We start from the raw sequence: 17,182 nt of genomic DNA on the forward strand, positions 1-17,182 counted from the left end.
AACTGTACGCTCGCCACTGATAAAAGCTTGTGGTATGTCGAGCGCTTCGATGTGTCGGCTTTTCCGTCAGTGAAGGTAGCGTCGAGATGTCCGTCTCGATAGCCTCCGCGAAACATTCTCCTGTGGAATTACACGGTCGGATCGCTGTCCACCGGGGCGGCTGCGGTCCGAGATCACCGTATGCGAGCGACCTCGTACACCTGGTCTCCGGCAGCGCCGGATCGCAGGTCGCGTCGTCCGATGCGGGCTTCTTCCGAGCCGATGCAAGGGCCCCCGGCCCTGGCGTGTGTGGGATCGAGCTGCACGCCTGCGCCCCGAGCGGGCACTTCCTCACTGATATCTGACCGAACGACTCGGTAGTTCTCGCCAACCCGCGCCGCCGTTCGCGCGCCGGGTTTCTTTGTCGACCCTGCGATACCCGGGATGTGAAACGTGGACTCAAGCGCCGGCGACTCGTCCGACCGCATGTTGGAGTACTTGAAGAAGGTCACCGTCGAGCTCATGACGACTCGTGACGACCTGACCCGGTTGCGGGAGAAGGTCGACGAGCCGATCGCGATCGTCGGGATGAGCTGCCGTTATCCGGGCGGTGTCGAGTCGCCGGAGCAGTTGTGGGATCTGGTCGCGGCGGGAGTGGACGCCGTCGGCGAGTTCCCGGCGGACCGTGGCTGGGACCTCGAGGGGCTGTTCGACCCGGACCCGGACCGGTTCGGAAAGGTGTACACGCGAGCGGGCGGCTTCCTGCGTAACGCCGGGGATTTCGACGCGGGTTTCTTCGGCATCGGACCTCGGGAGGCGGCGGCGACGGACCCGCAGCAGCGGCTGCTGCTCGAAGCTTCCTGGGAGGCCCTGGAGAACGCCGGTATCGCCCCCACCTCGCTGCGCGGCAGCGATACCGGCGTGTTCGCCGGCGTGATGTACGAGGACTACGAGCACACCGCCAGGGCAGCCGGACCGATCGCGGAGGGCTATGCGGGTATCGGTTCGACGGGCAGCGTGGTGTCCGGGCGGGTGGCCTACACGCTGGGGCTGGAAGGCCCCGCCGTGTCGGTGGACACGGCGTGCTCGTCGTCGCTGGTGGCCATCCACCTGGCTTGCCAGGCATTGCGTCGTGGTGAGACGTCGCTCGTGCTGGCCGGCGGTGTCACGGTGATGTCGACGCCGTTCCTGTTCATCGAGTTCTCCCGCCAGCGGGGGTTGTCGCGGGACGGCCGGTGTAAGGCGTTCGCGGCGTCGGCCGACGGGGTGGGGTGGGCCGAGGGCGTTGGTGTGCTGGTGCTGGAGCGTTTGTCGGATGCGCGGCGTTCGGGGCACGAGGTGCTGGCGGTGATCCGGGGATCGGCACTGAATCAGGATGGGGCGAGCAATGGTTTGACCGCCCCGAACGGTCCATCGCAGGAACGCGTGATCGCGGCGGCGCTGGCGGCCGCGGGGTTGGCCGCGGCGGATGTGGACGTGGTCGAGGCACACGGGACGGGGACGTCGCTGGGAGATCCCATCGAGGCACAGGCACTCATCGCCGCTTACGGACAGCAGCGGGAGGAACCCCTGCGGATCGGTTCCCTGAAATCGAACATCGGCCATTCACAGGCAGCGGCGGGTGTGGGCGGTGTGATCAAGATGGTGCAGGCGTTGCGGCATGAGATGTTGCCGAAGACGTTGCATGTGGATGCTCCGTCGCCGCATGTGGATTGGTCGGCGGGGTCGGTGCGGTTGTTGACCGAGGCGCAGCGCTGGCCCGCGGGGGAGCGGGTGCGTCGGGCGGGTGTGTCGTCGTTCGGGATCAGTGGGACGAACGCGCATGTCATCGTCGAGGAAGCACCCGGCCCGGCGGTATCCGACGACGGCACGGCGGACAGTGATGCCGGTCCGGCCTGCACCGCGACCGTCGTGCCGTTACTGGTGTCGGCGAAGACCGAGGAGGCGCTTCGTGCCCAGGCGCAGCGGTTGCGCGGGTGGCTGCTCGAGCATCCGGAGCCCGACCCGTGGAGCGTGGCGGCCGCGCTGATCGAGACGAGGGCGCAATGGAACCGGCGCGCCGTCGTCGTCGGCCGCGATCGCGAGCAGTTGCTGGCGGGGTTGGCGGACCTGGCGGCCGGTGCCTCCGGCGGTGTGCTCGAAGGTGTGGCCGGATCGGGGAAGACGGCGTTCTTGTTCACCGGTCAGGGGGCGCAGCGTGCCGGTATGGGGGCGGGGTTGTATGCCGCGTTCCCTGTGTTCGCGGCGGCGTTCGACGAACTGTGTGCCGAGTTCGATCGCGCGCTCGGGTCCGGGGTTTCGTTGAAGGACGTTGTTTTCGGGGTGGCGGGTGAGGATCTGCTGCACCGCACCGAGTACACCCAGCCTGGGCTGTTCGCCTACGAGGTGGCGCTGTTTCGGCTCATGGAGTCGTTCGGGGTCGTCCCGGATGCGCTGATCGGCCATTCGATCGGTGAGCTGGTCGCGGCGTATGTGGCGGGCGTGTGGTCGACGGCTGACGCGTGTGCGTTGGTGGCGGCTCGGGGGCGGCTGATGGGGGCGCTGCCCGAAGGTGGCGCCATGCTCGCCGCGGCGGTGACCGAACAGCGGGCCGTGGAGATCACGGCTGACTTCGGGGACCGGGTGTCGTTGGCGGCCGTGAACGGCCCGATGTCGATGGTGTTCTCCGGCGACGAGGACGCCGTCGGGCAGGTCGAGCGCCTCCTGTCCGACGAGGGGGTCAAGACGTCGCGGCTGCGCGTCAGCCATGCGTTCCATTCCGCGCGGATGGATCCGATGCTGGCCGAATTCCGCGCGATCGCGCAGCGGTTGACGTACCGGACGCCCACGGTGGCGGTGGTGTCCAATGTCTCCGGCGGTTTCGCGGAAGGCGAGTTCCTCGACCCGGGCTACTGGGTCGAGCAACTGCGCGGTTGCGTGCGGTTCGCGCCGGGTGTGGACGCCCTGGTGGCCGCCGGGGTCCGCCGCTTCATCGAGGTCGGGCCCGACGCGGTGCTGGCGGCGACGACACGGCGTTGCCTTGCCGAACACCCCGACGCCGAGGCCGATTCGATCGTGGTCGCCGCGTCCCGTCGTTCGGCCGACGAGGTGGCGCAGTACGTCACCACGCTCGCGCAAGCCCACATCGCCGGTGTGGAGGTCAACTGGCGCCCGCTGTTCGCCGGTCGGACACCGGCCCGCGTGTCGTTGCCGACGTACGCGTTCCAACGCCGGCGGTACTGGTTGGAACCACTCGGTATCGAGGCATCGCTGCGGTCATCGGATCATCCGATGCTCACCGGCGCCGTGCCGTTGGCGGGGCGGGACGAATGGCTGTTCACCGGCCGACTGTCGTTGCGGACGCACCCATGGCTGGCTGACCACGTCGCCTTCGGGTCGGTGCTGCTACCGGGTACCGCCTTCGTGGAAATGGCGCTGACCGCGGGCGCCCGGCTCGGCACCGAAGTCGTCGACGAACTGTTGCTGGCAGCGCCGCTGCCGTTCACCGACGACGCCGCGATCGACATCCAGCTGACCGCCGGACCCGCCGACGAGGCGGGCGCGCGCCGGTTCGTGATCTATTCACGCGCGGTCGGGAACGCAGATGCGGATACGGGGGAGTGGGTGCCGCATGCCAACGGAATCCTCGCCCCCGCCGCGGAGCGTGTGCCCGCGTGGTTCGAATCGGCATGGCAGATCTCGGCGGAAGGTGCGCAATGGCCGCCGACCGAGGCCGAACCGGTGCCGGTCGACAGCCTGTACGACCATTTGGCACACCTGGGATTCGACTATGGCCCGATGTTCCAGGGCGTGACGTCGGCTTGGCGCGACGGCGACGACGTGTTCGCCGAAGTGGCGCTCGGAACCGGATCCGACGAGCACGCACCGGCTTTCGGGATCCATCCCGCCCTGCTGGACGCCTCCTTCCATGCCGCGATCGCCGAGCTCGCGCAGGATATGCCCGCGGGCAGGCTGCCGCTGCCGTTCTCGTTCGCCGGGGTGCGGCTGTATCGCGGCGGGGTGGCCGCCGTACGGGTGCGTCTGGAACGGTCCGGAGCCGGACGCATCCGGGTGGCCGCCCTCGACGACACCGGTGCGCCCGTGCTCAGCATCGAAGCGCTCACCGCTCGCCCGGTGGATGCCAAGGCGCTCGACCGTGGAACGCATCGCCGTGCGTCCCTGTCGGATCTCGAATGGGTACAGGTGCCCGCGGTCGCGGGCGGGGTGGCCGCGACCGTCGCGCTGCTCGGCGAGGCGGGTGTCGCGGGCGCAGCTCGCCGAGTTGCGGAACCCGCCGATCTCCTCGGCGACCAGGCGACGCCGGAGATCGTCGTCTGGTCGCCGAGCGGGGAGGGTCGGGTCCTCGGCGATACGACTGCACGAACACACCTCTGGGTGCGGTCGGCGCTGGAGTTGTTGCAGGCGTGGCAGGCCGAGGAACGCCTGCGCGATACCCGGCTGGTGATCCTGACCAGAGATTCCATCGAATTCCCGGGTGAGACTCCGGACGTGGCGGGCGCCGCGGTGGGCGGGCTGGTCCGCAGTGCCCAGGCCGAATATCCGGGCCGGTTCGTGCTCCTCGACGCTGCCGCAGGACAGGATCCGACGATCGAGGCCATCACGGCGGCGGCGCGCTCGGACGAGCCGCGGCTGGCCTGGCGCGCCGGTGCGCTGCGGGTCCCGCGGCTGCGCAGACAGCACGCGGCGGCGACGGTCGAGAGCGAGGTGTTCGGGGCGGGCGCGGTCCTGATCACCGGTGGCACAAGCGGTCTGGGGGCCGAGGTCGCCCGCCACGTCGTCACGGCGCACGGTGCGCGACGCCTGGTGCTGGTGTCACGCCGGGGTGAGGGCGCAGGAGGGGCGGCTGCCCTGGCCGGCGAGCTCACCGATGCGGGGGCACGGGTGCGGGTGGCGGCCTGCGATGTCAGCGACCGTGCCGCGCTGGAGGCGCTGCTCGCCGAACTTCCCGACGACTTCGCACCGAGTGCGGTGATCCATTCCGCGGGCGTTCTGGACGACGCCACCATCGAGAACATGTCCGCCGACCAGCTCGGCCGGGTACTGGCGGCGAAGGCGGACGCCGCATGGCATCTGCACGAGCTGACCCGTGATCGGGAACTGTCCGCCTTCGTCCTCTTCTCGTCGGTCGCCGGTGTGGTGGGCGCGCCCGGCCAGGGCAACTACGCCGCGGCGAACGCGTTCCTGGACGCGCTGGCGTCCGGTCGTCGGGCCGCGGGCCTGCCCGCGGTATCGATCGCGTGGGGATCGTGGAACCAGAGCAGCGGCATGACCAGCGGCCTGGAGGACGCCGCGATGGCACGGATGGGCCGACTGGGCGTGCGGCCGCTGGAGACGGCCGACGGTTTGGCGCTGTTCGACAGCGCGGTTGCCGCGCCGTCGCCCGTCGTCATCGCGACCGAGTTCGACACCGAGGCCCTGTCGGTCCAAGCGCGCGAAGGCGACCTGCCGCGACTACTGCACTCGGTGGTCGCGGTGCCGGTCCGGCGGACCGCCGACACGAGCGGGACATTGGCGCGCCGGCTGGCCGCGGCCCCGGAGCAGGAGCGTGGGGCGATTGTGCTGGACGTCGTGCGTGAGCAGATCGCAGGCGTGCTGGGGCATATCTCCGGCGATGCCATCGATCCCACCGCGCCGTTCAGCGAGATCGGGTTCGACTCGCTGGCGGGAGTCGAGTTCCGCAACCGGCTGGCCAAAACCACCGGCGTCCAACTGCCCTCGACGCTGGTCTTCGATCACCCGACCGCCGTGGCGGTGGCGGCATTCGTGCGCTCACAGGTGGGCGAGGCGACGGAGACCGAGGCCGGGCGGCCCGCGCGGGTGGCGCGCCGGATCCGAACCGATGAGCCGATCGCGATCGTCGGGATGAGCTGCCGGTATCCGGGCGGCATCGTGTCGCCGGATGGCCTGTGGGAGCTCGTGGCTTCCGGCGCGGACGCGATCGGCGAGTTCCCCGCCGATCGCGGCTGGGATCTGGATCGGTTGTTCGATCCCGACCCCGACCATCCGGGAACGTCCTATCTCGACCGAGGTGGGTTCCTCTCCGGCATGGCGGATTTCGACGCGGGCTTCTTCGGGATCGGTCCGCGCGAGGCGGCGGCGATGGATCCCCAGCAGCGGTTGCTGCTGGAAGCTTCGTGGGAAGCGCTCGAGCACGCCGGCATCGATCCATCGTCACTGCGGGGCAGTGACACCGGCGTGTTCACCGGCGTCTCCTATCAGGACTACGAGGAGATCGCCAAGGCCGCGGGTGCGGTGGCCGAAGGCTATATCGGCACCGGGTCGACGAGTAGCGTGCTCTCCGGTCGCGTGGCCTATACCTTCGGATTCGAGGGCCCGGCCGTCACGGTCGACACCGCCTGCTCCTCCTCACTGGTGGCTATCCATCTGGCTTGTCAGGCGCTGCGCCAAGGGGAGAGTTCGCTGGTCCTGGCCAGTGGTGCCCAGGTGATGTCGACACCGTTCATGTTCGTCGAGTTCTCGCGGCAGCGCGGTCTCTCGCGGGACGGGCGGTGCAAGGCCTTCTCGGCTTCCGCCGATGGTGTCGGCTGGGCCGAAGGCGTTGGTGTGCTGGTGCTGGAGCGGCTGTCGGACGCGCGTCGGCTGGGTCACGACGTGCTCGCGGTGATCCGGGGCTCGGCGGTGAATCAGGACGGGGCGTCGAACGGGCTGACCGCGCCGAACGGTCCGTCGCAGGAACGGGTGATCGCGGCGGCGCTGGCCGGCGCCGGGCTGGCTCCCGAGGACGTGGATGCGGTGGAGGCTCACGGCACAGGCACTCCGCTGGGCGACCCGATCGAAGCGCAGGCGCTGATGGCCACCTACGGGCAGGGCCGGACCGAGCCGCTGTGGGTGGGGTCGTTGAAGTCGAATATCGGGCATGCCCAGGCCGCCGCGGGTATCGGTGGCGTGATCAAGATGGTGCAGGCGTTGCGGCATGAGATGCTGCCGAAGACATTGCATGTGGACGCTCCGTCGCCGCACGTGGACTGGTCGGCGGGGGCAGTGCGGTTGCTGACCGAACAGCGGCCCTGGTCGGCCTCGGTCGAGCGAGTGCGCCGGGCCGGCGTGTCCGCGTTCGGGATCAGCGGCACGAATGCCCATGTCCTCGTGGAGGAAGCGCCTGTGGCCCCGCAGGGCGCGCCGGCGCGGAAATCGGTCGGCACGCCGCCTGCGGCACCGGGGATGCCACTGCTGATTTCGGCGAAAACCGAGGCGGGCCTGCGGGCACAGGCGGCTCGATTGCACGAGTGGATCGAGGCCAGGCCCGACGCCGACCCGGTGGACGTGGCCCATTCGCTACTGACGACGCGGGCCCGATTCGAGCAGCGCGCGGCGGTGATCGCGGGTGACCGCGAGGCGATGCTGGCCGGGCTGGCGGATCTGGCGATCGGTGCGGCGTCGCCGGCAGTGGCCGAGGGCCGCCCCGTCGGCGGGAGGATCGCGTTCTTGTTCACCGGACAGGGGGCGCAGCGCGTCGGTATGGGCGCCGGGCTGTACGCGGCGTTTCCGGTTTTCGCGGCGGCGTTCGACGAACTGTGCGCCGAGTTCGACGGTCTGCTGGAATTCCCGGCGCCCGGAATGTCGCTGAAGGACATCGTCTTCGGTGTCGCGGGCGCGGATCTCCTGCACCGCACGGAGTACACCCAGCCCGCCTTGTTCGCCTATGAGGCGGCGATGGTGCGGTTGGTCGAGTCCTTCGGCATCACCCCGGACATGCTCATCGGGCACTCGATCGGGGAACTGGTCGCCGCGTACGTGGCGGGGATGTGGTCGGCCGCCGACGCGTGCGCTGTGGTGGCCGCGCGCGGCCGGCTGATGGGCGCGCTCCCGGCCGGGGGCGCGATGCTGGCTGCCGCGATCACCGAGGAGCGGGCCGCCGCCGCCATCGCCGGACATCGCGGCCGACTGTCGATCGCGGCGGTGAACGGGCCGTCCGCGATCGTGATCTCCGGTACCGAAGCGGCCGTCGCCGAGGTGGAGTCAGCGTTGGCCGCCGAGGGGATCAAGACCTCGCGGTTGCGGGTCAGCCACGCGTTCCACTCGGCGTTGATGGAACCGATGCTGCCGGAATTCGAGGCCCTGGCCGCCGGTCTGGAGTACGGGAGTCCGCTGTTGCCGGTGGTGTCGAACGTGTTCGGGGTCGTCGGAGGCGAGGCGCTCGCCGACTCCCTGTACTGGGCCGGTCACGTCCGCGACACCGTCCGCTACGCGCCGGGCGTCGACACACTGGTGGATCTGGGTGTCCGGAAGTTCTTCGAGGTGGGCCCCGACGCGGTGCTGACAGCGATGACCCGGCAGTGCCTGCCCGAGGAGGTCGGATCCCGGTCCGTCGTGGCGGCGGCGAGCCGGCGCGGTGTCGACGAGGTCACCCAGTTTCTGGGTTTCCTCGGTCATGCCTACAACGCCGGTGTCGAGGTGAGCTGGGAATCCCTGCTGGAGGGCCGGCCCCCGGTGCGTATTCCTCTGCCCACCTACGCCTTTCAGCGTCAGCGCTATTGGCTGGACGTGGTTCGGCCGACAGCGGCGGGCACCATCGACCATCCCATCCTGCTGGACGCGGTGCCGGTGGCAGGCAAGGACGAATGGCTGTTCACCGGGCAGCTGTCGGATGCCCGGCATGCGTGGATCGCCGACCATGTGGTGTTCGGCACGCCGGTGGTACCGGCAACGACATACCTGGAAATGATGTCGGCGATCGGCATGCGGCTCGGGCTGCGCTCGGTCGAGCAGATGCAACTGGACATCCCGCTCGCCCTCGGTGAGCGCGCCGTCGACGTGCAGGTGTCGGTCGGTGCGGCCGACGCGGACGGGCGGCGGCGCTTCACCCTCTACTCCCGGACCGCGGACCTCGACGACGCCGAGGCGTGGGTCCCCCACGCCGGTGGTGTGCTGGCCGCCGACGCCGACCTCCCATTCGCCACCGATTGGGATCGGGTATGGCCGCCCGCCGGTGCAGAACAGCTCGACGAAGAGGCGATATACCGCCGGATCGCGCGCCTGGGAATGGAATACGGTCCCGCCTTCCGTGGGATGCGGGCGGCGTGGCGGCGCGGCGACGAGGTGTTCGCCGAGGTATCGCTGGACGACGTCACGGCCACGCGGGCGTCGGGCTACGGCATCCACCCGGCATTGTTCGACGCCTGTCTGCACCCGGCGCTCGACTTCGTCATGGACGACCTGCCCGCCGGGCGGGTTCCGCTGCCGATCACGATCGGCGGGCTGCGGCTGGCCCGGTCCGGCTCCGGTCCGGTCCGGGTCCGCGCGGTTCTGTCGGGCGGGTACCGGATTCGGATGGAAGCGGTGGGCGAGTCCGGCGCACCGGTGCTGACCGCGGAATCCGTGGTGGTGCATCCGGTCGAGCGGCGCACGGTGGAGCGGGTCCGGTCGAATACGGCGCCGGTGCCCCTGCACGGTCTGGAGTGGGTGCCGGTGGCCACCGGCAACGCCGAGCCGGCGGGATCGATGGCGGTGCTCGGTGCAGGCAGCGTGGCAGGAGTCGACCTGCGTGTCACCGCCGCGCGCGAACCGGTGGACGCCGAGCAGGACGCGGCGACGATCATCTGGGTGGCGGAGACCGCCGCAGCGGCGGGCGCCGACCCGGCGCAAGCGGGCAGGCAGTGGGTCACCCGGACACTGGACCTGGCGCGGTCGTGGCTGGCCGACACGCGGCACGGCCGGGCGCGGCTGGTCGTGGTCACCCGCAACGCACTCGGGTTGCCGGGTGAGTCGCCCGACCCGGCGGCCGCGGCCGTCGCGGGCCTGCTGCGCAGCGTGCAGGCGGAACATCCGGGCCGGATCGTGCTCCTCGATCGTGACGGCGATATCGACGCCGCGACCGTGTCGGCGGTGCTTGCCGCGGACGAACCGCAGGTCGCGGTGCGCGACGGCCGCTTGTCGGTGCCGCGGGTCCGCCGCATCGCGGCCGCACCGGAAGCGGGGGCGATATCGTTCGGGAACGGCACGGTGCTGGTGACCGGTGGCACCAGCGGGTTGGGCGCGTTGGTCGCGCGACATCTGGTGACCGAGCACGGGGTTCGGCGGCTCTTGCTGGTCTCGCGACGCGGCCGTGACGCCGCAGGGGTCCCGGAACTCCTCGCGGAGTTGTCGGCGCTGGGCGCCGACGTGGACGTGCGGGCGTGTGATGTCGCCGATCGCGGCGACGTCACCGCTGTACTGGCGGCGGTGCCGGAGCGGTTCCCGTTGTCCGGCATCGTGCATGCCGCGGGTGTGGTGGACGACGGGACGGTCGAAAGCCTGACCGTCGCGCAAGTGGACCGGGTGCTGCGCCCGAAGGTGGACGGCACATGGCTGCTGCACGAAGCCACGCGGGAGGCGGATCTCTCGGCGTTCGTGGTGTTCTCGTCGGTCGCCGGACTGGCCGGTTCCCCGGGGCAGGGCAACTACGCGTCGGCGAACTCGTTCGCCGACGCGGTGGTCCGGCTGCGCCATACCGCGGGCCTGCCCGCGGTGTCGGTGGCCTGGGGCCCGTGGAACGCGGGCACCGGGATGACCGGCGACCTCGGTGCACCGGGGTTGGAACGTTTGCGGCGCTTGGGTTTCCGCCCGATCGGCGAGACCACGGGGCTGTCTCTGTTCGACGCGTCGCTCACCGCAGGCTCGGCGCTGGTGGTCGGCGCGGAATTCGATCGATCGGGACTGGCGGAGCAGGCGGCGGCGGGAACACTGCCGAAACAGCTGAGTGCGCTGGTGCCCTCGTCCGTTCGGTCGGCCGGCGGCGGGGAGCCGGTCGGTCGGCTGGCCTCGGCCAGCGCCACCGACCGCGCCGAGGTGGCTCTGGCCGTGACCCGGGAGCAGGCGGCCGCGGTACTGGGGCATGCCACCGCGGAGGCGATCGGCCCCGATACGGCGTTCACGGAGTTGGGATTCGACTCGCTGGCCGGTGTGGAATTCCGCAACCGGCTCGCCAAGGCCACCGGGCTGTCGCTGCCTTCCACCCTGGTCTTCGACCACCCGAGCTCTCGTGCGGTGGCGGAGTTCCTCGTCTCCAGGATCGGGGACGCTCCGGCCGGGCGAGCACGCCCGGCGCGGGTGACGCCGCGGACCCGCGTGGACGAGCCGATCGCCATCGTCGGAATGAGCTGCCGTTACCCCGGCGGCGTCGGCTCCGCGGAGCAGCTGTGGCAGCTATTGGTCTCCGGTACGGACGCGATCACGCCGTTTCCCGCGGATCGAGGCTGGGACCTCGATCGGCTCTACCATCCCGATCCGGACCGACCCGGCACCACCTACGTGCGCGAGGGCGGATTCCTCACCGACGCGGGCGCGTTCGACGCCGCCTTCTTCGGAATCGGCCCTCGTGAGGCGACGGCCATGGATCCGCAGCAGCGGCTGATGCTCGAAGCCGCCTGGGAGGCCTTGGAAGACGCGGGTATCGATCCGACAGCACTGCGCGGCAGCGATACCGGAGTGTTCGTCGGCGCGACCCCGTCCGGCTACTCCGAGCGGGTGGTCGGCGCGTACGAGGGTTTCCGGATGACCGGGAATTCCGACAGTGTGACCTCGGGGCGGGTGGCCTATGTCCTGGGTCTGCAGGGTCCGGCCATGACGGTGGATACCGCGTGCTCATCATCGCTGGTGGCGCTGCACCTGGCCTGCCAGGCGCTGCGGAACGGGGAGACGTCGCTGGCGCTGGCCGGCGGCGTCACGGTGTCGGGAAGCCCGGAGTTGTACGTGGATTTCGCGCGACAGCGGGGACTGGCGCCCGACGGGCGGTGTAAATCGTTCGCCGCCGCCGCGGACGGGGTCGGTTGGTCGGAAGGGGTCGGCGTGCTGGCCCTCCAACGGCTCTCGGACGCACGGCGGTCCGGCCACGAGGTGCTGGCGGTGATCCGGGGTTCGGCGGTCAATCAGGACGGCGCGTCGAACGGGCTGACCGCTCCGAACGGTCCCTCGCAGGAACGGGTGATCGCGGCGGCGCTGTCGGCCGCGGGCTTGGAACCGGCCGACGTCGACGCGGTGGAGGCACACGGCACGGGGACCCCGCTGGGAGATCCCATCGAAGCGCAGGCATTGATCGCGACCTACGGGCAGGGGCGGCGCGAACCCGTGCGGATCGGCTCGTTGAAGTCGAATATCGGTCATTCGGTCGCCGCATCGGGTGTGGGCGGTGTGATCAAGATGGTGCAGGCGTTGCGGCATGAGATGTTGCCTAAGACGTTGCATGTGGATGCTCCGTCGCCGCATGTGGATTGGTCGGCGGGGTCGGTGCGGTTGTTGACCGAGGCGGAGCCCTGGCCTGCGGGGGAGCGGGTGCGTCGGGCGGGTGTGTCGTCGTTCGGGATCAGTGGGACGAACGCGCATGTCGTCATCGAGGAAGCGCCCGCACGCGACGAACGGCCTGCCGTGCGCGACCACCCATCCGACCCGGACGGTGTGATCGCGTGGGCGGTGTCGGCGAAATCGGAAGCCGGACTGCGGGCGCAGGCGGAGCGGCTGCGCGCGTGGGCGGCCGAGCATTCGGACATCGATTCCCGTTCTATCGGACGCGCGCTGGTGCAGACCCGCGCGCAGCTGGAGTGGCGTGGGGTCGTGGTCGGCCGCGATCGGGCGGAATTGCTCTCCGGTCTGGTGGAACTGGCGGCAGGTTCGGGGCCCGGCGTGCTCGAGGGGACGGCCGGATCGGGTAGGACCGCGTTCCTGTTCACCGGCCAGGGCGCACAGCGGGTGGGCATGGGCTCCGAGCTGTACGCGGCCTACCCCGTATTCGCCGACGCGCTCGACGAAGTGTGCGCCGAATTCGACCGGCTGCTGGAGAACTCGCCCGGTGACGCGCATTCGCCGTCGGGCGGCGACCGGGCACTGTCGTTGCGGGAGGTGATGTTCGCCGATCCGTCGGGTGTGCTGGATCGAACCGAGTGGACGCAGCCGGCGTTGTTCGCGTTCGAGGTGGCGTTGTTCCGGCTGGTGGAGTCGTTCGGTGTGGTGCCGGATGTGTTGATCGGGCACTCGATCGGTGAGTTGGTGGCGGCGTTCGTGGCCGGGGTGTGGTCGCTGCCGGACGCGTGCGCACTGGTGGCGGCGCGGGGACGGTTGATGGGTGCGCTGCCAAGGGGCGGGGCCATGCTCGCGGTATCGCTCTCCGAATCGGATGCGGCTGGACTGCTCGCCGGCTTCGGCGGCCGAGCGTCGATCGCGGCGGTGAACGCACCGGACGCGGTGGTGCTCTCCGGCGACGCGGAGGTGGTCGACGAACTGGAGCAGACGCTCGCGGCACAGGGACACAAGACGACCCGGCTGCAGGTGAGTCACGCATTCCACTCCGCTCGGATGGAACCAGCGCTGGCCGACTTCCGCGCTGTCGCCGAAAAACTGACCTATCGGGAACCGATGGTGCCGATCGTGTCGAACGTGACCGCGGCGGTGGGGGAGGCCTTCACCGACCCGGAGTACTGGGTCGGGCAGATCCGCGCCACCGTTCGGTTCGCGCCCGGCATCCGGGCGCTCGCCGACACCGGCGTGCGCCAGTTCCTGGAAATCGGTCCCGATGCCGTGCTCACGGCCATGGCGCGCAGATGCATCGGGGACGATCCCGCGGGCGGATGGCTGACGGCCGCGGCATCCCGCCGCACGGGAGCGGAACCACGGCAGTTCGTGACCTTCCTGGCGCGCGCGCACGTCGCCGGAGTCGGTGTCGATTGGCGGCCGCTGTGGGAGTCCGGCTCGACACGCCGGATCGCGCTGCCGACGTACGCGTTCCGGCATCAGCGGTATTGGCTGGCCGCCACCGAACGCACGGGCGACATTCGGTCCTCCGGTCTGGACGATGTCGACCATCCCCTGCTCGGCGCCGCGGTCTGGCTGCCCGATTCGCACGGTGTGGTGTCCACCGGCCGGTTGTCGCTGTCGAGTCATCCGTGGCTCGCCGATCACATGATCGGCGGGACGGTGCTGTTGCCGGGTACGGCCTTCGCCGAGCTGGCGTTGCACATCGGCGCGATGACCGGCAATCCGCGCCTGGCCGAGCTCGTGGTGACAGCGCCGCTGGCGGTGCCGGCCGACGGCTCGGTGGAATTGCGCGTGCTGGCGGACGGACCCGACGACACCGGCGCGCGGGCGGTGTCGGTGTATTCGCGTCCACATCGTGGCGGCGCGCCGGAACAGGCGGAATGGATCCGGCACGCCACCGGAACCCTTGTCGCGCAGGCGCTGTCGGCGCAGGCCGAGGCCAGCCCGATGACGGGGACCTGGCCACCGGCCGGGGCGCTGCCGGTGGAAATCGGCGATATGTACACCGAGCTGGCCGAACGCGGCTACGGGCACGGGCCGCTGTTCCAGGGATTGACCGCGCTGTGGCGGCGCGGCGACGAGGTCTTCGCCGAGGTGCGTCTGCCGGAACAGGACCATTCGGCAGCCGACCGGTTCGGGCTGCATCCGGCGTTGCTGGACGCGGCACTGCACGCGATCCGGTTCACCGGGCTCACCGGGGAGCCTGCTCCGGATGAGATCTATGTGCCCTACTCGTGGGAGAACGTAGAGCTGCACGCCGTGGGCGCGAGCGCGGCCCGGGTGCGGTTGGCCGCGGCCGACCCCGGATCCGGTGATCGCGACAACCAGCCGATCGCGGTGACGCTCACCGATCCGAACGGGGAGCAGATCTTCCGGATCTCGGCGTTGACCATGCGCCCGATTCCGATCGACACGCTGCGTTCCGCCGGCGCCGTCCGGGGACACGACCCGTATCGGCTCGGGTGGGTGCCGGTGCCGGCCGCAGAGCGCGCCGACATCGTCGACTGGTCGAGCGGCGGCGAGGACGAGACCGTGCGCCTCGACGGAGGATCCGTCGCCGTGATCCGGGTCGAGGGCACACCGGCGGGCAGCGATGTGCCCGATGTGTTGCGCAGCAGGCTCGCCGATACGGCGGCACGGGTCACCGGACTCCTGACCCACCACGACCGTGTCGTCGTCGTCACCCACGGGGCGGTCGCCGTGACGCCTACCGCACCGGTGGACCTCGCCGGCGCGGCGGTGTGGGGACTGCTGCGCAGCGGGCAGCACGAGAATCCGGGCCGGATCGTCCTCGTCGATGTGGCGGACCCGGCAGAGTATCGCCGTTCCGTCGCGACCGTGCTGGCCATGGCGGACGAACCTCAGGTGGCTGTGCGCGACGGTGCGGTGTACGTGCCGCGGTTGAGCGGGGGCGGGGCGGAGGCGGATAGAACACGCGCGCCGCGACCGCGCCCCGACGGCACGGTGCTGATCACCGGTGGTACCGGGAGCCTCGGGGCGCTCACGGCCCGGCACCTGGTCGTCGAGCACGGTGTGCGAAGGGTGCTGGTGGCGAGCAGGCGCGGTCCGGACGCGCCGGGCGCCGCGGAATTGGCGGCCGAACTGACCGCACTGGGCGCACATGTGCAGCTGCGGCACTGTGACGTGAGCGACCGGGCGGCCGTCGGCCGGCTGCTGTCGACCATATCGCCGGAACATCCGCTGACCGCGGTGGTCCACACCGCGGGTGCTCTCGCCGACGGACTCTTGGCCGACCTCACCGCAGCGCAACTCGAGACGGTGCTGCGGCCGAAGGCCGACGCGGCCTGGTATCTGCACGAAGCCACCGCTGATCTCGAGCTGTCGATGTTCGTGCTGTTCTCCTCGTTCGCGGGGACGATCGGCAGCCCGGGCCAGGCGAACTACGCGGCGGCGAACGCCTTCCTCGACGCGCTCGCCCAGCACCGGCACCACCGCGGATTGCCCGCCACGTCCATCGCGTGGGGACCGTGGCGCGGTGAGAGCGGGATGACGAGCACCCTCACCGAGACCGACATCGCGCGGATGCGCCGCGAGGGCCTGATACCGCTGGAGGACCGGTACGGAATGGCGTTGTTGGACAGCGCCGTGGCAGCGGGCGCGCCGACCGGTGTGGGCGTCCGTCTCGAGCCCACGGTGCTGAGCGCCCGGGCTGCCGCGGGGGCCTTGCCCAGGATGCTCAGTTCCCTGGTCACCGCCGCGCCGCGACGAGCGGGCGGGGCGCGATCGCTGGCACAGCAGGTGGCCGCGACCGCCGAAGCGGAGCGCGCCGCGGTCGTACTCGCCGCTGTTCGCGAGCACGTCGCCGCGAGTCTCGGCCACACCTCCGGCGACGCGATCGATCCGCGGGCTCCGTTCACCGAACTGGGTTTCGACTCGTTGGCGGGCATCGAATTCCGCAATCGCCTGGCCAAGGCCACCGGGCTGTCGCTGCCGTCGACACTCGTCTTCGACCATCCCACCGGCGAGGCCCTGGCGTCGTACCTGGCTTCCCGGATCTCGGAGATGGTGCCCGCGGAGGTGGACGCACCCGCGGCCGCGGTGCACGTGGAAACCGGGACCAGGGGTGCGCTCACCGAGTTGGTATCGGCCGCGCACAAGCGCGGCCGGGTCGGCGCCGCGATACCTATGCTGCTGGAAAGCGCCGAACTCGCCGAGACCTTCACCGGGGCAACCGGTCAGGGCGATCCGAGGCCGATTCCACTGAGCAGGGGGACCGGACAGGCGACACTGCTGTGTGTTCCGTCGTTCGTGGTCGGTACCGGACCACACCAGTTCGCCCGGCTGGCCCGGGAACTCGGCGCCGACCGGTCGATCGCGGCACTGCGTCTGCCCGGTACGCAGCCCGGCGAAGCGCTGCCCGAATCGTGGGATGTACTGCTGGATCATCTGGCAGCGGCGGTACACAACCGTGGTGACGACGGGCCGGTCGTACTCCTCGGCTATTCGGCGGGCGGTGCGATCGCGCATGCGCTGGCGCATCGGCTCGAGCAGAACGGGCGCGGCCCGGCGGCGGTGATCCTGCTCGACATGTATTCACCCGACGACCCGGAACAGAACCGTCAGGTGCTGCTGAGCGCGATCGGTTCCGTGCTCGACCTCGGACACGAGGTCACCGAGATCGGTGATCACGGTCTGGTCGCCATGGCGAAATACGCGCGGCTGTTCGACGAACGCCGGCCATTGTCGATCACCGCGCCGACGTTCGACCTCCGTGCCGCGATACCGCTGCCGGGGCTGGACATCGCCGAGCCGGTGCCGGCCTGGCTGCACACCGGTGAGACGGTCGAGCTCGACGCCGACCACTTCTCGATCATCGGGGCGGCCACTTCGGCCGTCGCGGCCGAGATACGACGCTGGCTGGGCGAACTCGACGAAAAGGAGCCGACGCTCGTGCGATCGGCGACCGGCGGTGATGGTGCTCCGCGATGACCGCCGA

1 pseudogene is annotated in these 17,182 nt (G+C 70.5%); it reads left to right on the forward strand.

Annotated elements, in window-relative coordinates:
* Positions 1–465: 465 nt before the first annotated feature.
* Positions 466–17,091: pseudogene (locus tag ACZ6DL_RS32380) on the forward strand (type I polyketide synthase); the annotation flags it as partial.
* Between the last annotated feature and the right edge of the window lie 91 nt (positions 17,092–17,182).

This window comes from Nocardia sp. NPDC041819, assembly GCF_055590505.1.